Below are 20836 nucleotides of genomic sequence, written 5' to 3' on the forward strand. Positions count from 1 at the left end.
TGCTTATTTGAGTTCATAACAACGACATTCACCCGGTTGAAGATCCAGGAGAATGATTTCGTCGCTGTGGGTGAGTATGTTTTCCTGAAAATCCGCCGTCCAACTAGAAAAGATGCCCAATGCTTGTTGAGTCCCCGCTGGTAAGGCCAGTGAGCGTGGCTTAGGTAAAGGAGTCTCCGCAAGGTTGACGATAAATAGGTAGTTTGGGCTTGCTTCTTGTATCCAGGCAATGAGAACATCTTGCCCGCTAGGGTCGGGCGCCTGTATCCAGTGGGTCGTGCTGTCTTCCATCTTAGGGAAAAGTTGTTCCCCAAATGTGCGAATGCGTGACAGCTGTTCAAACAATGCTCCGTTCTTTCCCCATTGGTAGGGGCCACTCGTAGCTTTAGGACCTTCATCCAGATGGAAGACGTACAATTTGGTGTAATGCTCGTTGGGAGCTGGCTCGTAGTGGATGTCACGCTGTTCAAAACCAAGCCCCTGGTAGGAGGGGAGAGCAGTAAGGAAGAGGCCAATAAACAAGCGTGCCGCATTGCCATGCCGATAGAATAGATCAAAGCGGGGATCGTCTTTGTCGCCCGTCATGATCGTAAAATTGGGGGTCACTGCGTGTTCCCGCGCGATGGTGAGGTAACGGTGAAAGTTGTCCATAAACTCCGCACTACCCACCACCATGCTTTGTAGGTCTCCCAGCGTGGTATCGGCTTTGCTGGCTTCCAGGTGGGCCACTTCGTCGCCGTAAGCCATCACATTGGGTGGGGCCAGGAAGCTTTCGGCAAAGTAGCCAAAATAGGGCACTCGCTTACGAATGTATTCCTTTACTGCTCCAAGGGGATCATAGTAGGCATCAGGTGTTGCTGGTACTCCTTCAGGGCGCATCTGTACGTGAGACATATCTCCACGCATAAAATCCAGGTTGTAGGCAGCCTGGATATTGGCGTAATGCTGGCAGAAATACGCCCAAACGGCAGTGCGCGGCTGGGTGAAATCAATGGCCCAGTCGCGGTTGTCGTCCAGGCGTTCGTAGAATTTGAAACGGCTTAGTGGGCCGAATACCCGCGACATCTTTTCGGGTTTGGTAATGCGGTAATCGCGCCATTCACGCCCCGCAAAATCAATGACACGCGCAGCGGGATCAGGGTCGACCTCCAGGCCACGGTAGGGTGGTGCCATTGTGGCGGGAACGGGTTCGTAGCCTAGTCTGTAGAGCCAATCGACGAGACTTGCACGGCGATCTTGCCGTTGTTGGTATTGCTCTGGTTGGCCAAAAAGGGTGTGGAGGCGTGCTTCTTCTCCGTAGGCCGAGCCATAAAAGTCCGCAATTTCCTTGGGGTAAGGCTTTCCGAAATCTGCACTGCCATTGCGGATCAGCCAGGACATGATCGCGCCTTGGACTTTTTCGTGCAAATTGGCGGAGTGGTCCAGTATCTTATCGTCTTTGCGTTGAAGCCATTCAAAGTAGTGGGGCTGGGCGAGTACCATTTCGGCGTAGCGATCGGCGTGGGGTATAACGTCCATGCCTACGGTTTTGCCCATGGCGTGCAAGAGGTTGACGACCACTTTGAGTTGCTTTTCTACCGTGTTAAGCTGGGGCACCAGGTGGTACAGCTCTTGGCTGAAAAATTCAGGGTTGATATTCCAGGAGGCCATGCCATAGAGGCTGGACACCACCCCGGGTTCCCACATGGGCAACAGGTGAATGCTCGACTGGCTAGCTGGTAGGGTAAGGGCATACTTCACCACATTCCAAAAGGATTGAATGGTGCGGACATTGATGCCTACCATATTGACACGCTTGATCCAACTGGGTTTTGTTTGATCAGCGATTGGACTGGGAAAAGTAGCACCAGCATTTAAAGCGGTAGTTAAAGCATTTACGCCTAGTCGCTGAGCCAGCGTTTCCAGAACTTTTTGTCCACTGAGTTGCACTGCTTGTTCTGGCATTAAGCCATGCACAAAATTTGTTTGCTGTTGGGCATAGGCGCGTAACTGATTCGTGCCATTTGTCATCCAGGCAGATTGGAAGTCAATGTAAGTTTGATCAGTGGACATGTAAGTTGCTTTTAAGATGGCGAAAGGCAAGCCTACTCCGCCATCAGAATAAACTTATTCTTTTTACCATTCTCCACCATGACGAAACGCCCGTGCAGTAAGTGTTCGGAAGTGACGGTTGCGTCTTCGCTACTGACCTTCTCTTTGTTGATACTTACCGCGTTACCTTTGATGGTACGGCGAGCTTCGCTCTTAGAGTCGACCATGGTGGTGTGTTCTGCCATTAAGTCGATGAGAGAAACGCCATTGGCTATCAGGTCGCGAGAGATGGTAAAGCTGGGTATCTCGCGAGCTACCATCTTCAGCGAAGCAGCATCGAGGCTTTTCAAGTCATCTGCACCGGCCTTGTTGTTGAAGAGCAGATTGGATACTTTTTGAACGGCCTTGAAATCGTCAGCAGAGTGTACCCTTACGGTCAATTCTTCAGCGAGCAGTGCTTTTAGTTGGCGTGGATTGCTGCCATGTTCTTGCTCCAGGGCCTCCACTTCTTCCTGTGATTTGAGGGTGAAGTAGCGCATGAACTTAGGCAAGTCGCGGTCATCAGCGTTGAGCCAAAACTGGTAGAACTCGTAAGGAGAGGTCATTTCGGGATCAAGCCAGATATTGCCCGCTTCACTTTTGCCAAACTTTGACCCATCTGCTTTTGTGAGCAATGGCGTTGTACAGGCGTAGGCTTTGGCATCGGTAAGATTCCGACGGATAAATTCTGTGCCAGAGGTAATATTCCCCCACTGGTCAGAGCCGCCCATCTGTACCCGACAGCCGTGGTCTTCGTAGAGGCGTTGGAAATCGTAAGCTTGTAGTAGCTGGTAGCTGAATTCGGTAAAAGAAAGCCCGGTTTCCAAGCGTTTTTTCACGGATTCTTTAGACATCATGTAGCTCACGGTGAGGGTTTTGCCCACTTCACGAAGAAACTTTAAGATGTTCATGTCCCGGTAGAAATCCAGGTTGTTAACCAAAACAGCGGCATTGGGCCCGTCAAAATCCAGGAGTTTTTCCATCTGTTTGGTCTGGTGGGCCAGGTTGTTATCCAGTTCGTCGTAAGACTTCAGCGTTCTTTCCTGATCTTTACCAGAGGGGTCACCAATACGACCGGTAGCGCCTCCCATAAGTACGATAGGTCGGTGCCCGGATTTCTGCCAAAAAGTAAGCAGCATGATCTGGACAAAGTTGCCAATGGTCATAGAAGGGGCCGTGGGATCAAAGCCAATATAACCAGCCGTAGGAGCAGCAGCGAGAAAATCATCTAATCCCGGAGTACTATCGTGCAGCATACCCCGCCATTGCAATTCGTTCAAAAAGTCCATCTTTCTTATTTTTTGCGCAATATTCAGGGCGCAAATATAGTATTTGTTCCGGGGTTAACAATTGCCTTTAGAACAGAGTTCCATTTCTTTCCTGTATATTCGCGCCAATATGAATTTCTCCTACTTCATAGCCCGTAAAGTAGCCACTGGTGGTGGCCAATCTTTCTCCCGGATGATCATCAGGATCGCGGTGATTGCCGTAGCGGTAAGTATGACCGTTATGGTGCTGGCATCCTCATTGATTGCGGGGTTCAAGGAGGAGATTGCGGAAAAGATTTTTGGCTTCTGGGGGCATATTCACATTACCCATCCCAACCAAAGTCGATCGATTACCGAAGTTTATCCCGTTGATCTTAATCAGCCTTTTTACCCAGGAATCACTTCCGTGGGACAGGTTGATTACCTTTCTTCTGAAAATTGGTTAGGAAAAAGCTTAAAGCGGGAAACCAAAACCAAAGGAGGAATTCGCCATATCCAGGCTTACGCACTTTATTCAGGTATCATTCGTGCCAATGATGAATTGGAAGGCATTATCCTGAAAGGCATCGGCCGTGATTTTGATTGGCAGTTTTTGGAAAAATACCTCAAAGAAGGCCAGCCACTTTCGATGCCCGACACAACGATGGGCAATGGCATCTTGATCTCACAGTACACCGCTGATCGCCTGCAACTCAAGGTGGGCGATAAATTCTCCGTTTTCTTCGTGTCAAGCCGATATGAACAATTAGAGCGGCGCTTCACCGTAGAGGGAATTTACCGAACGGGACTCGAAGAGTACGACCGGCAGTTTGCGCTGGTTGATATTCGTAAGATTCAACAAATTTTAGGCTGGACCGAAGAGCAAGTCACCGGGTTTGAAGTTTTTGTAGATGATATTGATGACCTCGACCCACTGACGGAATACATTTATTACGAGGAATTGCCAGACAGCCTCTACGCTGAAAATATTAGAGAAAAAATGCGGGCTATCTTCGAATGGCTCGACTTGCAAGATGTAAACGAATGGGTGATTATTGGCTTGATGCTGGTGGTTTCGATCATTAATATGGTTACAGCCTTGCTGATTTTGATCTTAGAGCGCACCAACATGATCGGCACGCTCAAATCGTTGGGTTCCAGCAATTGGTCAATCCGGCGCATCTTCCTCTACTACGCGGGTTACATCATATTGGTAGGTCTTTTCTGGGGCAACCTCATCGGTCTTGGGCTTTGTTATATTCAAGATACTTTTGGTCTCATCACCTTGGATGAAACCAACTATTACCTTTCCGTAGCACCCATCAAAATTCAGTGGGGAAGTGTATTGTTGCTCAACGTGGGAACCCTTGTCATCACCTTACTTTTCCTCATTCTACCCTCTTATCTTGTTTCCCGGATAGATCCGGTGAAGGCGATTCGGTTTAAGTAAGACTTATAGCAAAGTCGGAAGTGGGAAAGCGGAAGTCGGAAGTATAGCTGTTACCTAGTAGAGGAAAGAGGTCTAAGAAGGAATGGTTAAAACCATCCTTAAGTGAGCATGTGTATCTAGTTACTTCCGACTTCTCAATTCCGCCTTCCGACCTCCAACTCAATCCCTCAAAAAGTCCAATTCATCGTTCTGGTCCAATTGCACCATGATGGTGGGCATACCGGTGCTGGCTTCACGGGGGCGGTATTTTGCCACGTAATCGACGGATTCGATGATGTCGGAACGTATCCTGCCGAAATGATCAGGGTAGGGGCTGTCGTCAAAATGGGCAAAGGTAGTAGCTAATGGGCGTCCCACCATCCTGATCAAACCTCGGCAGTATTCATCGTGTACGACCCTGGCGGCCATTCGTCCGTCAGGCATTAGGCTGTTGGAGCGAATTTGTGGTCCAGCATCCGTGAGGATAGTAAGGGGGCGTCGATGGAAGGCGAGTAGAGTTTCGAGGCGCGGGTGAAGTAGGGGAGCGTGTTCCTTGAGCATTTTCAACGAAGAAAAGAGAATTTCAAAAGTCGTTTCTCCTTGCCCTTTTTTGATGCGTTTTAGTCTTTCAATTGCCACGGGATCATCCGCTAGGCAAGCGATACACCAGAGCGCATCAGTGGGCAGTAAAAGTAGTCCTTCATTTTCAAGCACGGCCGCCGCTCCTTCTAGATCGTAGCGTTGAATCATAAAACTGGCAGCTTGTTGAGTAGTTGTCATGAGCATATTACAATGTTGTTTTGTTGCTACCAGTGTATATACTGCCCTAATAACTGGGGGGCACACGGGTAGTGGGTATTCTGAGAAAGCATCTCAAAAAAACGTATCTGTGCAAGTACTTAGTTTGTAGGTAAAGCCTTTTTATTGGCAATACACCCAACCCTTGTACTTGCTGGAAATGTCCAATAAGTTACGAACCTGAAATTAAGCCGCTGGATTGTAGGTATATTACCTATTTTAGCATAATTAAAACAGCGACTGTCTTTGGGATAAGCGAGTTAAAATAAATTTGGTAGGTTATTACCTACCGTTTAGCTTTTGGGAGCTGTTTAATACTACGAGTTGATAATCTACGCTTATATGAACCTTTTTTTTTCGGTCGTATTGTTTTGTTAACTTTAAAAAAATAGTGTTTTGCGAGAAAACTACCACTTACACCGTCTCTTTCTGATCCTCTCCCTGATTTGCACCACTCAGATCGTGCAGGCTGCCCACCTTATTGGTGGTGAGATCACTTATTCTTGTTTAGGGTTTACCAATGGTGACCCCAACTCGAATTCAAATACTTATGAATTTACCATCAACGTTTTTCGAGATTGCCAGAGTGGGGGCTCGGAATTTGATAGCCCTACTTTTATCGTCAATATGCACATTACTGTTTACCAAGGTAATAACCAATACGGTGTCTATTATTTGGATGCACCAGTGGTTGAAGAAGTGAATATTGAAGAGAACATAGGTAATCCTTGTATTGTCGTTCCTTCTAATGTTTGTGTGGAACAAGGGACCTATACTTTTGAATTGGATTTGCCAATAGTTACAGACTCCTACCATATTGTTTACCAAAGGTGCTGTCGTAACAATACCATCGATAATATCCTCTCTCCAGAATCATCGGGTACTACCTACACGATAGAGCTTACTCCTGAGGCACAAACATCCTGCAACAGCTCTCCTCAATTTCAAGAGTATCCTCCCGCGATCATTTGTGCTGGCCAGCCGTTTTCTTACGATTTTTCTGCAACAGATGCTGATGGTGACCAACTGGTGTACGAATTTTGTAGCCCTTACCTAGGAGGCGGCAATAGCGGTGGCAGTGGCTCTTCTAATGGCGTAGCACCTGACCCTGATCTCCCTCCACCATTTGACAATGTCATCTTTCTGGCACCAACTTACACCTCGACCAACCCATTGGGGGATGCTGCTGGCTTTGTTTTAGATGACGCAACAGGATTGATGACGGGAATGCCTCAGTTTACGGGCCAGTTTGTGGTGGGTGTCTGTGTTTCAGAGTATCGCAACGGTGTATTGTTAAGTACTGTCCGCAGAGATTTCCAGTTCAATGTGACAAACTGTGAGATTACCGTTTTTGCAGAAATTGATCGCGACTCCATTATTGCGGGGGATATTTACGTGGTTTCTTCCTGTGGGGAAACGGAGGTTACCTTGACGAACCAGTCGGGGCTGCCTTCTTTTATTGATAGCTACCAATGGCTGTTTCCATTGGGGGTCAACCAGATAGAAAGCACGGAACGTGACCTCACGTATGATTTTCCAGGCGTGGGCACCTACGAAGGAATCATGGTTGTAAATCCGGGATCAACAGGTTGTACCGATACCGCTCAGGTGTTGGTGAATATTTATCCTGGCTTAGAAAGTGAGTTTAGCTTTGATTACGATACCTGTGTGGCCGATGTGGTTACTTTTACCAACCTTAGTACCACGCTGGGTAGCCAGGCCATCATTGCTAACCAATGGCGTTATGGTGACGGTAATGCAGAAGATATTTTGCAAAACAATCATCTCTATCTCAATCCCGGTGCTTACAATGTCGAATTAGAAGTGCGGGATCAAAACGGATGTGTGGATATTAGTTCTCAATTACTACCTTATTTTCCGGTGCCGGATTTGATTGTCATTGCTCCTAGTGAATTCAGAGGTTGTGTGCCCGCAGAGATATTTTTTGACAACCTGAGTTCTCCGATTAACGAAAGTTACCTCTTTGATTGGGATTTTGGTGATGGGAATTTTGGTGGAGATTTGAGTCCCACCCATTTGTACGAAACACCAGGACTTTACAGCGTTTCCTTGGCGATCACCAGTCCACTAGGCTGTACGACCGATACCTCTTTTACGGATTTGATCCTGATGGAGCCAGCACCAACGCCTGGCTTTAGTTTTACACCAGATTTTTTGACTAATTTTTCTCCTGAGTTGCAAATATTGGATGAATCGATAGGCAGTTTTCGTTGGTTCTATGATTTCAATGGCGAAGCGACCAGCTTGTTACCCAGTCCTAGCTACGTGTTTCAGGATACCGGACAAGCTTACATTACTCAAGTAGTGACCCACCCCAGTGGATGTGTTGACTCATTGACACAGTTTATAGACATAAAACCAGAAATAACCTTTTACTTCCCCAATGCTTTTACGCCAAATGGCGACGGTTTGAATGATATTTTTAAACCGAAAGGTTTTACCAGAGGTTTTAAGCGTTATAGCATGAAGGTATGGAATCGGTGGGGGGAACCCCTCTTCACAACTTCCGACCCCTTGAATGGATGGAATGGGCAGAAGAACAATACGGGTCGAGACCAGCCACCGGGTGTGTATATGTACGAATCCGTTTTGATTGGCCCCCGAGGAGAAAAATTTGATTACAAAGGTGTGATTACTTTAATAAGATAAGGAAAGCGCAAAAATAAAGACATGAAGCAGCGTAGGATGAGAGGTTGGTTGTTGATGCTTATGTTGGTATTGGTAGGATTACCCCTGCTTCAGGCAGGCCACATTATTGGTGGTGTGATGTCTTACGAATGTTTAGGCAACAATCGCTACGAATTCACCCTTCGAGTATACCGGGATTGTAACTGTACCATGTGCGCGCAATTGGATGCTTCTGCGGAAATTGGTATTTACCGCTGTAGTAGTGCGGGCAATTGCGAGGGACAGTCTCAAGCTCAGCCCTACGGAACGGTGAGTGTCCCTCTGGCTTCTCAGTCTTCGATTGAAGAACCCGATTATCCCTGTCTTATTCCACCTGATGTTTGCGGACAAGAAGGTATTTATCGATTTACACTCGACTTACCCGTCTCCAGTAGTAGTTATTTTGTTGCTTACCAGCGCTGCTGCCGCAACGTTACGATCGATAACCTTATCAACCCGGATGCTGCTGGTGCGACTTTTATGATAGAATTGACCCCTGCGGCTCAACTCGTATGCAACAGCAGTCCTTCCTTTGGTACTTATCCACCGATCATTATTTGTAATAATGCACCATTGGTCTACGATCACTCGGCGATTGATCCTGATGGTGATATGCTGGTGTACGAATTTTGCGCGCCACTTTTAGGCGGTGGTCCTGACCTGGACCCCTTGTACTACAATACTTGTGGTGGTGCCAGTCCTATTCCTGCTTGCCCACCTCCATATAATACGGTCACTTTTCAGGCACCCAACTACACTTCAACAAGCCCCATGGGGGGCAACCCTACCATCACGATTGATCCCATGACGGGAGTCATTACCGGTACGCCCCAATTTGAAGGGCAATTTGTGGTGGGCGTCTGCGTCTCGGAATATCGGAATGGTTTGTTGTTGAGTAAGGTCTTCCGCGATTTTCAGTTCAATGTTGCGAGCTGTGACCCCACAGTGGTAGCGGATATAGAAGAAGATGTACAAATCAGTGACCAGGAGTTCGTCGTAAATTCCTGTGGAGATTACACCATTGATTTTGTCAATCAGAGCTTTCAACAGGCCTATATTGATAATTTTTCCTGGGTTTTTGATGTTGGAAATGGCGAAATGGCCACCTTCAATGAATGGAGTCCGAGTATCACTTTTCCCGGTGTCGGAACCTATGAGGGGTATCTCTACCTTAATGAAAATACAGATTGCGGCGACACCGCCAGGATTTTCGTGAATATTTACCCTTCTATAGAAGCCGATTTTAGTTTTGCTTATGATACCTGCGTGGCTGGCCCCGTCAGTTTTACCGACCTTTCCCAGACAGGCTCTTGCTGCTTGACCGATTGGGATTGGGATTTTGGTGATGGACAGGGGAGTGGTCTGCAAAATCCTGATCATCTCTACCAATTTCCAGGCGATATTCCTATTACACTTACCGTTCAGGATACCAATGATTGTGTGGCCAGCTCAACGCAGCTGCTCAATTATTACCCAGTACCAGCACTTATTGTCATTGCGCCAAGTGAGGAGCTTGCCTGTCAGCCCGCAGAGATTTTCTTCAATAACCTGTCTTCTCCAATTGATACGACTTACACCATCGTCTGGGATTTTGGCGATGGGCAGTTTGGAAGTGACATCAGCCCGTTTCATACCTACGAAGATCCGGGCATTTATACCGTAAGTGTGGATATCACTTCACCACTGGGCTGCCAGACGGATACGACTTTTAATAATTTGGTCACGGTATTGCCCTCCCCGGTTGCAGGATTTACGTATGCTCCAGACCAGCCAAGTAATTTGTTTCCTGAAGTTCAATTCACCGATGCGTCACAGGGAGCCATTGCCTGGAACTGGGATTTTGGTGTCTCACCGGGAAGCCAGTTTCCCAGCCCTTTGTTTGTTTTTCCAGATACAGGCCTCTATCTGGTCACCCAGGTAGTTAGCCATCCCAGTGGTTGTACGGATACGGTACAGATGATTATAGATGTGATCCCAGAAATTCGTTATTATCTACCGAATGCTTTTACGCCAAATGGCGATGGTACAAATGATACTTTTCGTGGTAAAGGCTTTTTGGAAGGGGCGAGAGAATTTCAGTTCAGGATTTGGAATCGTTGGGGCGAGCCTATGTTTGAGACCAATGACCCATTGGCAGCCTGGAACGGGAGGAAAAACAATGTAGGCCAGGAAGCTCCTCCAGGAGTTTATTTAGTAGTGGTGACGTTTAAAGATCCTCGGGGAAAACCTGTAGAGATGAAAGGATACGCGACTTTGATTCGATGAAAAAAGTATCTTAAAACATTTGTTTTCCAACTAAAAGTCTTACCTTTGCCCATCGTTTGAGAAATGAAGCATGTTTATTGCTTTTCTGGTGACCTCTGAAGGTGTAATTGTTGGAAGAATAGCCAGTCTGAACAGTAATAAACCTCTGAGTTCGATCCGTACACGCTAAGGCTTAAAAAAATAGGACAAAGAATGGATGCCATTAAATTTGTACACGAACAGTTGACACCCAGCCGCGAGCTACCTGATTTTCGCGCCGGTGACAACATTATTGTAAGTTATAAGATTCGCGAAGGAGACAAGGAGCGTATCCAGGACTTCCGTGGAGATGTTATTCAGATCAAAGGTGAGGGTTCTACCCGTACTTTTACTGTACGTAAGATTTCTAACGGAGTAGGTGTGGAGCGTATTTTCCCTATCTCTTCTCCTAATATTGCTGAGATCAAAGTTACCAAGCACGGTAAAGTGCGCCGTTCCCGCTTGTATTACTTGCGTGAGCGTGTTGGTAAGAAAGCTCGTATCAAAGAGCGTCGCCGCAACTAATAGAGCTTTGCTTTGCAAAGACTATCAAGAAAGCCGGATCAATTTATTGATCCGGCTTTCCGTGTTTTAGCCCAACAATAATTATTTTTTCCGTTCGTTTTGAACCCGGCAGGTTGATTTTGTGGCATTTACTGCCCAGCAACTTCCTAATTTTTCTCTTCCCCAGTACCAAATCATCCCTGAAATTGCTTAAATTTCCCAATTGATCCCAGTGGCTCCTCAGCGGCAGGCACTGGAATCAACAATCTGTCTTTAGATATCTATGGTAAATCCACGCCTTTGCTTTTTAAACTACCCTCGCATGAAGCAATCCATCACTTTCGCCTTCGTACTACTATTGCTAAATAGTCTATTTTCAACCTTAGCTGCACAAGGTTGCGAACAATATATCGCTCATGATGCAGTTATTGGCGGCACCCACATTCTTCGTTCTAAATCATCGACCGTCGTCGTTAGGGGAAACTACTCCTACGGTATTGCCTTAAGTTCTGACGATAAGGGAATAACTGCGACCATGGAATCTGTTGGTGGTGTAGAATTCAATCAGGACGATGAAGTCATTTTTATGGATGCCAACCAGCTGCGCCGAAGCTATCGGTTTATTGGTATGGGAGAAATGGAACGCCAGGGGGGAATACCTGTGCAAAAGAACCTGCTACAGCTAGATATGACGGCCCTTCAGTGGTTTGCAGAAAACAATATTACGACGATATATCTGAAGAACAATATCAGCAACGAGATGCGTAAGTTCTCGCTTACCCCCAATCGCTTGGAAGAATTCAACAGTCTTGCCCGCTGTTTCTTTCAGGTTCTGGATCCCAACAAGGTGGTTGACAAAGGAGAAGCAGGACTGCTCATACCTTCAGCTACAACTGGTGCACGCACCTCCTCAGCAGCTTCTACCGATAGTGGCCTAGCGAATACTTCGCGGCCCCCAAGTACTGCGGCCCCTACTTCTGATGCTGAATTGGTGGATTTACGCAAGCAGCTGGCCGATACCAAAAGTCAGTTGCGAGAGGAAATAGCAGCGGAACGGACTAAAGCCGACCAGGTCAAGCGCAATCTTCAGGAGGAAGTCGCCGCCGCCCGGGAACAAGCTGCTCAACAAAAGCAGCAGATTGCCGACGAAGTATTGGCTGCACGTAAGCAGGCCCAGGAAGCTATCGCTGCTGCTCAGGCATCTTCTGCGGAAGCCGTACAGACGGCTCGTCAGCGAGCTGACAACGAAATGTCGGAGATCAATGAGGGCGTGGTAGCCGCGCGTGCGCGCGCTCAAGAGGCTGTCCAAGCTGCGCAAATTGAATCGGCAGAAGCCGTGAAAGCAGCACGCGATAATGCCGCTCAAGAATTAGAGGCTGTCCGCCAGCGACTAGCGGAAGCCAAAACCGCTTACGCCGATGAAATTGCAGGAGCTCGTGAGACTTCTTCCGCGGAATTGCAGCGTATCCGCGATGAGACGGCCCAGCAAATTCAGCAGGCCCGAGAGCAAGCTAAAGTTGAGCGCACCCGAACGACGGAGGAAGTAGTGACGACCAAAGAAACGGCTGCTGAACAAATTTTACGCATCCAGGAAGAAACCGCTGGTCAAGTTGCTCAAATCAGAGAAAATAGCGTACTCGAAAAAGAGAAACTGGCCTTTGAAGTAGCAGAAGCTCGCCGTAAAGCCGCCGAACAAAAAGCATTGGTAGAACAACAGAATGCGGCAGAGTTGGCGGAATTACGCGAAAATGCGGCTAAGGAAAAAGAAGCTGCTGCCGTTTCGGTTGCAGAGGCGCGAGAACGCGCTTCGGGAGAAGTAGAAAATATTCGTCAACAAGTCGTCGCGGAGCGCGAAAAAGCCGCTAACGAAGTGAGCTCAACGCAGGCGAATTCTGCCGAGGCGATTGCTGCGAGTAGACAAGCCGTAGCTTCTGAAGAAGCCAAAGCTGCTGCTGAAGTACAAGCTGCTAGGGAGCGTGCCAGCCAAAGTATTGCTTCCATCAACGCGGAAGAAGCCGCTCAAGTTGCTGATGCCAGAACCCGTTCGGCTGCTGAACAACAAAAAATTGCCACGGAAGTGGAAGCCGCTCGTGCCAGAGCAAAGGAAGAAATCAGCCGTATCCAGGAAGAAACGCAGGTAGAATTGACACAGGCTCGCCAGCGTAAAGAAGAGATTCAAAAAGCAGCAGCGGCCGAAGTAGAAGCTGCCAGGAAAAAAGCCGAAGAAGAAATTGCTGCTGCCCGAGCTGCAGCCGAACAACAAGTAGCTGCTACCCAGGCACAAGCCACTGAAGCCAAGGGGCGTTACGCTGAAGAAGTGAATACTGCGCAGCAACAATCAGCCGAACGACGCAAGCAGATCGAAGCCGAAGCAGCGGCCGCCATCAAAGATGCCAAAGACCGTGAAGCAGAGATGCTCAACGCTTCCGCTTCTGAAATTCAGGAAGCTAGGGAGAGAGCAGCCCGTGAATTGACTGCTGAACGCGAAAAAGTGGCCCAGGAAATTGCTGCAGCACGCCAACAATCGTCAAGGGTGCAGGAAGAATCGGCCACACAGGTAGCCGAAGCCCGGCGCCAGGCGGCCGAATCCATTGCTCAGATTAAACTGGAAGAAGCTCAGAAAGTAAAAGAAGCGAGCGAAAATGCTACGGCTGAGCGACAAAAAATGGCCAATGGCTTGGCGGCTGAACGGGAAAGAATCGCCCAGGAAAAAGCTACTTTACAGGAAAATATGGTCAATGAGGTCAAGCAAGCTCGTGAAAATGCTGCTCAGGAGAAAGAACGCCTGGCACTGGAAGTATTAGAAGCACGTACCGCCTCCAACAACGCACTCCAGAAAGTGCGCGAAGAACAAGCCGAAGCGGTAGCTGCTGCCCAACGATCAGCCAACGAAAAAATTCAGGCAGCCAAAGCTAAAGCGGAAGAAGAGGAGAAAGCATCCGCTACCCGGATCACTACCGCCCGCGAAAGAGCTGAGCTGGAAATGCAGACCCTCCGAGACCGGGTGCGCGAGGAACTCGAACGTACCCGGGAGGAGACCGCTACCAAAAAAGCTCAATACGCAGCCGAAGCAGAAGCTGAGCGCCAGCGATTGCAGGAGGAACTTGGTCTTGCTCGCAAAGAAAGTTCCGAAGCCATCTACGAAGCGCGTCGTCAAGCTACAGAGCAAGTCACAAAAATCAAAGAAGACAATGCTGCGGCCATCGCCATTGAACGTACCAATGCGGAAACGGCCAAAGAAAGAATTCGTCAACAGGTTGCCACGGGAGAGGAACGTTTGCGCGCTTTACAAGAAGAAATCCGTGTGGCGGAGCAGAAGTTGAAGGCTTTACAGGATCAGAATAAGAGTGGTAATAATTAGGAGGCTTTTTGAATTATGCAAAACAGTCAACTTCGTTTTCTTACTTACTTCATCATGGGGTATATGCTGCTGGCTTTTGTCTGGTGGTCTTTCCTGCTGTTTACCAAAAACCGGGATGCCTTTCAGGCCAAAATTGAGCTCCAGCAAATAGGTATGGCTGCGGAGGGGGTGATTAAATCGCCGATGGATTTTTACGTCTCAGAACGCTATCAGGAGTTGGTGAGTGCTTACCGCAAACAGGAACGCATGATCATGGGAGAGACGATTTTCTTGTCGTTGAGTCTCCTGGCGGGTATCTACGTTATTTACCGGGGTTATCGGCGGGAGGTTGACGCCTCCCGGCAGCAAAGAAACTTCCTGCTCTCCATTACCCATGAGTTGAAATCTCCATTGGCGGGCATTCGCCTGGCTTTGGAGACCATTGCCAAACGAGGGGATCAACTCCCTCTTGATAAGCGTCAGATGCTGAGTCAGCGAGGAATCAAAGAAGCAGATCGACTCAATAAACTGGTGGAAGATTTGCTCCTTTCCGCCCGCCTCGAAAGTGCTTACCAGTTTCATCAAGAACCCTTGGATTTGCAAGAGTTGACCGAACGCATCGTCTTGCAGCAAAGTCAGCAAAACCCGGAGGCAGACATTGAATTTATCTGCGCTAAACCACTCGCAATGGTGAGTGGAGATCGCCAGGCACTCACTTCCGTAGTTATCAATTTGATCGAAAATGCTTTAAAGTATTCACCTCCACCTGCGAAAGTAACCGTTGCGCTGCGCCAGGAAGACAAACTGCTGCACCTGGAAGTAGCCGACCAGGGGATCGGTATTAATGCAATGGATAAAAAACGGGTGTTTGAAAAATTCTACCGCGTGGGAAGTGAGGATACCCGTAAAACAAAAGGTACCGGATTGGGGTTATTCATCGTGAAGGAACTGATTAGAGCGCACCATGGAACCATTAAAGTGAGGGACAACCAACCTCAAGGAACTATTTTCGCGATCACACTTCCCGTTATGACCAAGAAAGAAGAGCAAATACCTTCTATAGCCTCTTACCACGAACAATAATGTTATGCTGAGAATACTGTTAGTTGAAGATGAAGAAAATATCCGGGAAACGGTAAAACTCAACCTGGAACTGGAAGACTACGAAGTCGTTGCGGCCAGTGATGGCAAAAAAGCATTGAAATATACACAAGAGCAACATTTTGATTTACTCATTTTAGATGTGATGCTGCCGGAGGTGGATGGTTTCCAGATTTGTGAACAGGTACGATTGACGAATCGGGATGTTCCCATTATTTTCCTTACGGCGAAAGATACTGCTCAGGATCGAATCAATGGATTGCGTAAAGGTGCAGATGATTATCTGGTGAAACCTTTTAATCTGGAGGAACTATTGTTACGGGTAGAACGCCTTATCCAGCGCACCAGTAAAGCACCTGAAGCTTCTCCTGATGTATATACTTTTGGCAACCATACCATTAATTTTGCTACGTTTGAAGCCAAAGGGAGCGATGGCACTTTTATGCTCACCAAGAAAGAAGCTATGTTGCTCAAACTGCTCATTGACCGGAAAGGAGAGGTGGTGAGCCGCCAGCAAATTCTACAATCGGTCTGGGGATATGATGTTTATCCCAGCACCCGCACCATTGATAATTTCATTTTGTCCTTCCGTAAATATTTCGAGAAAGATCCACGCACCCCTGAATATTTTCTGTCTGTCAGAGGGGTGGGTTATAAGTTTGTTGGCTAAGTTTCCTATATTACGGCCTTCAACAGCTGGATATGCAGGAAGAATTAGGCAAATACATTGCAGTTTTATTGTACCGACATGACCGCCTCAATATACCAGGGCTGGGCAGTTTTGAATTGAGCCATGCTCCAGCCTTGGTTGATCAGGTACAGGGTCAGGTGAGCGCACCTAGCAAGGCCGTGCGTTTCAATGAAAATTTGGTGCTAGATGATGGCCTTTTGGTGGATTATTTACAAAAGCAAAACGACTGGACTTTAGCTGATGCGCAGGAATGGCTACGAGCCAGTGTAGAACGCATTAAAAAATCATTGGCCCAAAAAGAAATTGTTGAGCTTCCCGGTGTAGGACGGTTCTTTCGCAATTTCGAACAACAGCTACAATTTGTTGCCGAGAGCGAAAATTTCAATATTGATGCTTACGGCCTCCAAGCGGTAAAAGGCCAGTTGGTTCAACGCAGCCGCGAAGAGAAAATACCTGCCGCCACACCAAAAACAAATTACAGTACGGTCACCCCGCCCAAGCCTTCACCCGCTGCGGGAGTGAAAGCAGATCAGATGGCAGGAGGCATTGCCAAATGGTTTCAGCGCAATTTGCTTTGGGTATTGGGGGCAAGTATTGCTGTAGTTGCAGTGGCTATCTATCTCCTGTTTTTACGTCCCAACCCTGAGTTGCCCGATCCGGTTGCGGATGTACCCCAGGAAAGACTTAATGCCAGCCCTTCGAAAAGCACTCCGCTTGCGCAAGCGGATAAGCTCGCAGAAGACAATACGGCTGATACGGAAGACGATACTTCCGCGATCTCCCCATCCGAAGAAAATGGTGACGACCTTGACACAGAGGCTCCAACGATAGCTCCTGAAGAACACACTGCGGTCATTGCTGTAGGTCTTTTCGGTAACCCCGAAAATGTACAAAAACTGATGCAGCGGCTTTCCGAAGATGGTTATGCCCCGATTTCCCGCAAGGAAGGCAACAACACCCGTATCGGCGTAAGCGTTCGCTTCGCTGACGAAGCAGAACTTCAAAAACTTCTACGAGAAATTCGCAGCAGCTATGCTAAGAATGCTTTTCTGTTGTCGCGAGATGGGGAATCGTTGCGTTAAAGCGCTTATTCCTCCACTAAAATCAAGGCCGCATTGCGAGCTACGGATAGCTTGCCCCCGCTGTGCTGCCCCAGACCATCGGTGTTAATCAGACCATCGTTTAAAACGATTTTCCAGTTGCCACCAGGGACTTTGATGTCCTGGGCTTTGTCTTTGCCATTGTAGGCGACGACGATGCGTTTCCATGAATCACCTACCGCGGCACCGTTCAGGGTATATGCGACCAGGTTTTCGTCTCTGGTATCAATAAATTCAAGGTTTTTCTGAATATCAGTGGTGCTGGTCATCCGAAAGGCGGGGTGGGCTTTGCGCATGGCGATGAGCTCCCGGAAGTAATCAAAGACCTCGCGGTACTGGTGCTTGCGGCTCCAGTCGATCTGGTTGATTGCGTCGGGGGAGTTGAACGAGTTTTCTACGCCGTTTTTGGTGCGAAGAAAATCTACGCCGGCGTGGAGGAAGCTTACTCCCTGGCTGGTGAGCACAATGGTGCCGGCAAGCTTGTGCATGGCAATTTTCTCGGCCTCCGTGGCTTGGGGGCGTGAGAGCGTCAGCCGATCCCAAAGGGTATGATTGTCGTGACAACTCACATAAGTCATGCACTGATCTGGCTGAGGCGCCCAGGCGGCTTTGGAGTAGTTGACATCGCCATAATCCACCTGTGGGTGCTGGGTAGCGGCTACGATGCCAAATTTGATGCTCTCTTTGAGGGTTTCGTTGCCGCTGATGAAGCCCGTTGCATCGTGGGTGAAGACATGCCCTTTGATGGCGTCGCGTACATCATCACTGAAGGCGGCGATTCCCTTCAGTTGTGGCGTGTTGGCCTTAACGGCGAGTTGTTTTTCGTCGATTGGGCTGTCACCTGCTTTCCATCCTTCGCCGTAGATAAAGATGGTAGGATCAATGCTATGCAGCTCGGCGGCTACGGCGTTCATGGTTTCAATATCGTGGATGCCCATGAGGTCTACGCGGAAGCCATCTATGTGGTATTCATCTACCCAATAGCGCATCGACTCGACCATGTATTTGCGGAACATGGCACGTTCAGAAGCTGTTTCGTTACCGCAGGCGCTGGCATTGGAGAAGCCCCCTTCCGCATTTTGGCGGTAATAGTAACCAGGAACGAGCTGGTTGAAAATAGATGCTTCTGTCTGTCCAGTGTGGTTGTAGACGACATCAAGGATGACCCGAATGCCATTGTCATGGAAGGTCTTTACCATCTGTTTGAACTCACTGATGCGCATCGCGCCATCGTAAGGATCGGAAGAATAGCTGCCTTCCGGAACATTGTAGTTGAGCGGATCGTAGCCCCAGTTGTATTGTGGTTCTCGGAGGCGTGTCTCATCAATAGAACGATGATCGAAAACGGGGATGAGATGAACGTGGGTGATGCCCAGTTCTTTAAAGTGCGCTAATCCGGTGGCCTCTCCCTGAGGCGATTGGGTGCCTCCTTCGATGAGACCAAAATACTCGCCGGGATAGCCCGATCCCGAAGAAAGGTGGATGGTCATATCCCTCACGTGTAGTTCGTAGATGATGATCTCGTTGAAATTGTTGAGGGCTGGACGTTGGTCATCCTTCCAGTTTTTGGGGTCCGTTTGGCGGAAATCAATGATGTGTCCACGCAGGCCATTGACCCCAACGGCTTTCACGTAAGGATCGGTGACTTCGGCATTCCACTGTCCCTCGTATTTGGCCTGAAAAGCGTAGTATTTGCCCAACAAATTTTCTTGTACGGTGATCGACCAGACGCCCTGCTCGCCAAGTTCCATCGCCAGGCTATCGAGTGGGGTGCCACCAATACCTTTGTCATAAAGTTTGACTTGCATCGCTTCTGCGGCCGGTGCCCAAACCTTAAAGGTGGATGCGGAGGGGCGGTATTGTAAGCCCAGATCTTTACCGTCGTAAACGGGATAGGTCTCGTATTTATCGTAAATAGTCACGGCCGATTGATTTTGACAGGTGGCAAGACTTACCAGGAGCAAGGTCAGTACCAGCGATGGGAGGAAGAAGGCTACTAATTTCATTTTCAAAAGCTTAGTGAGCGTATAAATTATATTACTTAGTGATCTGTTCGTGGTACCAATGTCCGATCATTTCGTTGACGGATTTGGTCAGGTCAGGGGTTGGCCACGCTAGTTGTTCCTGAATCAATGGGACCAATTGATGGAGACCGTTGATATTCGTTGGAGGCTTAGCTGGCAATACTTTTTTGAGTTGGCGCTTCAAATTTAAGGGAAGATAACTTGCTAGCGGCTTAAAAAGTGGTTTTGTTTTTTGATCTTCCGGGAATAATAGCTCTTGAGGTCGGAACCAGTTGTCTTCCAGCACCTCGCGGTACATTTGCATGTCTTTTCGCAGCGTGTTGGGGACTTGTTGCCAAAAGCGGATAAAGTCCAGGTCCCACAACGGAAGGTACCAACTGCACTCGAACCACTCGTAGGCTCGTACGCCGTTGACGATGAATTTACTGACGTATTCGCGCAGTACCCAATGCTCGAGTTCACTTACGTAATCGTGCTCATTGTCGATGGCTGCTTGAGGCAAATAAGGTTGCCACAGCTGGCGAAGTGCTGGCGAGGGGTAGCGAAGGAAACGTTGGAAAAGAAAATCCTGGAGGGTTTTCAAATTATCAGGATTAAACAAAAAGGTTTTCTCCGGCAGGTAACTCCCCGCTTGAAAATCACCACAATAACCGGGGCAGATGATGCTATCTTCCTCTAACCAACCCATCTCTTTGAGGAAGCGCAAGGCAAAATAATCCTGTTCCTGAGGAATGCTACAGAGGTTGCCCGCAAAGGCAGCGAAGTCTTGCCACGTTTGATCACCAAAGGTTTGTAAAAGCTCCTTCGTATAAGGTACAAACTGCCATTCTACTCCCAGTCGCCTTGCTACCGAGCGGGCGATCTCTACCTCCCAGGTTCCTTCCTGGCCATAGGTGAAAGCCTTGAGTGCAGGGTATTGCTGCTGTTGGAGAATAGTGAGTAGAATACGGGAATCATAGCCACCACTGAGGGGGATGACAATCGTTCGGCCTGCCGCAAAAGAGATGAGGCGGTCGATTTGCTGCTCCAATAATTGCGCAAATTGCTGTTTGAGCACCACGGGAGAAGCGGTGAGTGGTGTTGGCCGCCGATGTGGAAAATAGTTGTGGAGGTAGCAGCGGTTTTGATGGATTTCCAACAACTCTCCCGCCTGCAATTGCTGCCAGCCCTGGAGTAGGGTAGTGTGCCCGGGAATAAACTCGGTTTGAGCAAACGTTTTGTCGTAGTGGATTTGTAAAAGCGTCCCATCGCTGGGCGCTAGATGGTTCGTTAGCGTTATTTTCTTGACCTGCACCGACCAAAATAGAGGAATTGAACGGGCAATGTCGGTGGCTGCGTAAGTACGATCTTCAATGGTCCATAGGAGCGCAAAAGAACCGTTCCATTGCTGTAGCAAGCTTACAAGCGCCTCTGTAGAGACTGCTTTCAATAGGGATTGCTCCACTTCTTCTGGCGAAAGCCACTTCCCCTGATAATGGACACGCCCCGTCCACCAACCTTTGGACAGTGCATACCAAACCCGTTTTTGCTGCTTGATTTGGATGTTGATCATGGGGGTAAT

General features: G+C 48.2%; 13 protein-coding genes. 8 read left to right on the plus strand and 5 right to left on the minus strand.

Features of this window, described 5'->3' with window-relative positions; all coding sequences use genetic code 11:
• Positions 1-3: 3 nt before the first annotated feature.
• Entirely contained in the window at positions 4-2052 is a 2049-nt protein-coding gene (locus tag AB0L18_RS18420) for a hypothetical protein (protein ID WP_367388781.1), read from the minus strand.
• Between the two features lie 32 nt (positions 2053-2084).
• Positions 2085-3359, minus strand: a complete 1275-nt coding sequence (gene tyrS / locus AB0L18_RS18425) for a tyrosine--tRNA ligase (protein ID WP_367388782.1) — start codon at positions 3357-3359, stop codon at positions 2085-2087.
• A 109-nt stretch (positions 3360-3468) separates the two neighbouring features.
• Between tyrS and AB0L18_RS18430 the strand changes: the two genes are divergently transcribed.
• Positions 3469-4767, plus strand: a complete 1299-nt coding sequence (locus tag AB0L18_RS18430) for an ABC transporter permease (RefSeq protein ID WP_367388783.1) — start codon at positions 3469-3471, stop codon at positions 4765-4767.
• Positions 4768-4926: 159 nt separating this feature from the next.
• Here the strand turns inward: AB0L18_RS18430 and AB0L18_RS18435 are convergent, their stop codons facing one another.
• Positions 4927-5532, minus strand: a complete 606-nt coding sequence (locus AB0L18_RS18435; protein WP_367388784.1) for an L-threonylcarbamoyladenylate synthase — start codon at positions 5530-5532, stop codon at positions 4927-4929.
• A gap of 408 nt (positions 5533-5940) precedes the next feature.
• On the opposite strand from AB0L18_RS18435, the gene AB0L18_RS18440 reads away from it, so the two are divergent.
• The 7 genes from AB0L18_RS18440 to AB0L18_RS18470 all read left to right on the plus strand — a co-directional run bounded on the left by AB0L18_RS18440 (position 5941) and on the right by AB0L18_RS18470 (position 17233).
• Positions 5941-8214 (plus strand): PKD domain-containing protein, encoded by a 2274-nt coding sequence (locus tag AB0L18_RS18440; RefSeq protein WP_367388785.1) that lies wholly within the window; start codon positions 5941-5943, stop codon positions 8212-8214.
• Positions 8215-8235: 21 nt separating this feature from the next.
• Entirely contained in the window at positions 8236-10497 is a 2262-nt protein-coding gene (locus AB0L18_RS18445; RefSeq protein WP_367388786.1) for a PKD domain-containing protein, read from the plus strand.
• Between the two features lie 192 nt (positions 10498-10689).
• Positions 10690-11040 carry a 50S ribosomal protein L19 gene (gene rplS / locus AB0L18_RS18450; protein WP_367388787.1) on the plus strand — a complete coding sequence of 117 codons (351 nt, stop codon included), beginning with the start codon at positions 10690-10692 and terminating at the stop codon, positions 11038-11040.
• A gap of 301 nt (positions 11041-11341) precedes the next feature.
• Positions 11342-14380: a hypothetical protein gene (locus AB0L18_RS18455; protein ID WP_367388788.1), complete on the plus strand. Its 3039-nt coding sequence runs from the start codon at positions 11342-11344 to the stop codon at positions 14378-14380.
• Positions 14381-14395: 15 nt separating this feature from the next.
• Positions 14396-15442: a sensor histidine kinase gene (locus tag AB0L18_RS18460; protein ID WP_367388789.1), complete on the plus strand. Its 1047-nt coding sequence runs from the start codon at positions 14396-14398 to the stop codon at positions 15440-15442.
• Positions 15443-15446: 4 nt separating this feature from the next.
• A complete protein-coding gene (locus AB0L18_RS18465) occupies positions 15447-16130 on the plus strand; it encodes a response regulator transcription factor (protein ID WP_367388790.1) in 684 nt (227 codons plus the stop codon).
• Between the two features lie 32 nt (positions 16131-16162).
• Positions 16163-17233, plus strand: a complete 1071-nt coding sequence (locus tag AB0L18_RS18470) for an SPOR domain-containing protein (protein ID WP_367388791.1) — start codon at positions 16163-16165, stop codon at positions 17231-17233.
• 5 nt (positions 17234-17238) lie between these two features.
• Here AB0L18_RS18470 and pulA read toward each other — a convergent pair whose 3' ends face one another.
• A complete protein-coding gene (pulA, locus tag AB0L18_RS18475; protein WP_367388792.1) occupies positions 17239-19257 on the minus strand; it encodes a type I pullulanase in 2019 nt (672 codons plus the stop codon).
• Positions 19258-19288: 31 nt separating this feature from the next.
• Positions 19289-20827 carry an asparagine synthase-related protein gene (locus AB0L18_RS18480; protein WP_367388793.1) on the minus strand — a complete coding sequence of 513 codons (1539 nt, stop codon included), beginning with the start codon at positions 20825-20827 and terminating at the stop codon, positions 19289-19291.
• Positions 20828-20836 lie beyond the last annotated feature (9 nt).

This window comes from Lewinella sp. LCG006, assembly GCF_040784935.1.
Classification (GTDB): Bacteria; Bacteroidota; Bacteroidia; order Chitinophagales; family Saprospiraceae; genus Lewinella.

Coding starts and splice junctions, on each gene's coding strand:
- AB0L18_RS18420 (WP_367388781.1), bottom strand. CDS start 2,052: ATGTCCACTGATCAAACTTACATTGACTTCCAATCTGCCTGGATGACA.
- tyrS (WP_367388782.1), bottom strand. CDS start 3,359: ATGGACTTTTTGAACGAATTGCAATGGCGGGGTATGCTGCACGATAGT.
- AB0L18_RS18430 (WP_367388783.1), top strand. CDS start 3,469: ATGAATTTCTCCTACTTCATAGCCCGTAAAGTAGCCACTGGTGGTGGC.
- AB0L18_RS18435 (WP_367388784.1), bottom strand. CDS start 5,532: ATGCTCATGACAACTACTCAACAAGCTGCCAGTTTTATGATTCAACGC.
- AB0L18_RS18445 (WP_367388786.1), top strand. CDS start 8,236: ATGAAGCAGCGTAGGATGAGAGGTTGGTTGTTGATGCTTATGTTGGTA.
- rplS (WP_367388787.1), top strand. CDS start 10,690: ATGGATGCCATTAAATTTGTACACGAACAGTTGACACCCAGCCGCGAG.
- AB0L18_RS18455 (WP_367388788.1), top strand. CDS start 11,342: ATGAAGCAATCCATCACTTTCGCCTTCGTACTACTATTGCTAAATAGT.
- AB0L18_RS18460 (WP_367388789.1), top strand. CDS start 14,396: ATGCAAAACAGTCAACTTCGTTTTCTTACTTACTTCATCATGGGGTAT.
- AB0L18_RS18465 (WP_367388790.1), top strand. CDS start 15,447: ATGCTGAGAATACTGTTAGTTGAAGATGAAGAAAATATCCGGGAAACG.
- AB0L18_RS18470 (WP_367388791.1), top strand. CDS start 16,163: ATGCAGGAAGAATTAGGCAAATACATTGCAGTTTTATTGTACCGACAT.
- pulA (WP_367388792.1), bottom strand. CDS start 19,257: ATGAAATTAGTAGCCTTCTTCCTCCCATCGCTGGTACTGACCTTGCTC.
- AB0L18_RS18480 (WP_367388793.1), bottom strand. CDS start 20,827: ATGATCAACATCCAAATCAAGCAGCAAAAACGGGTTTGGTATGCACTG.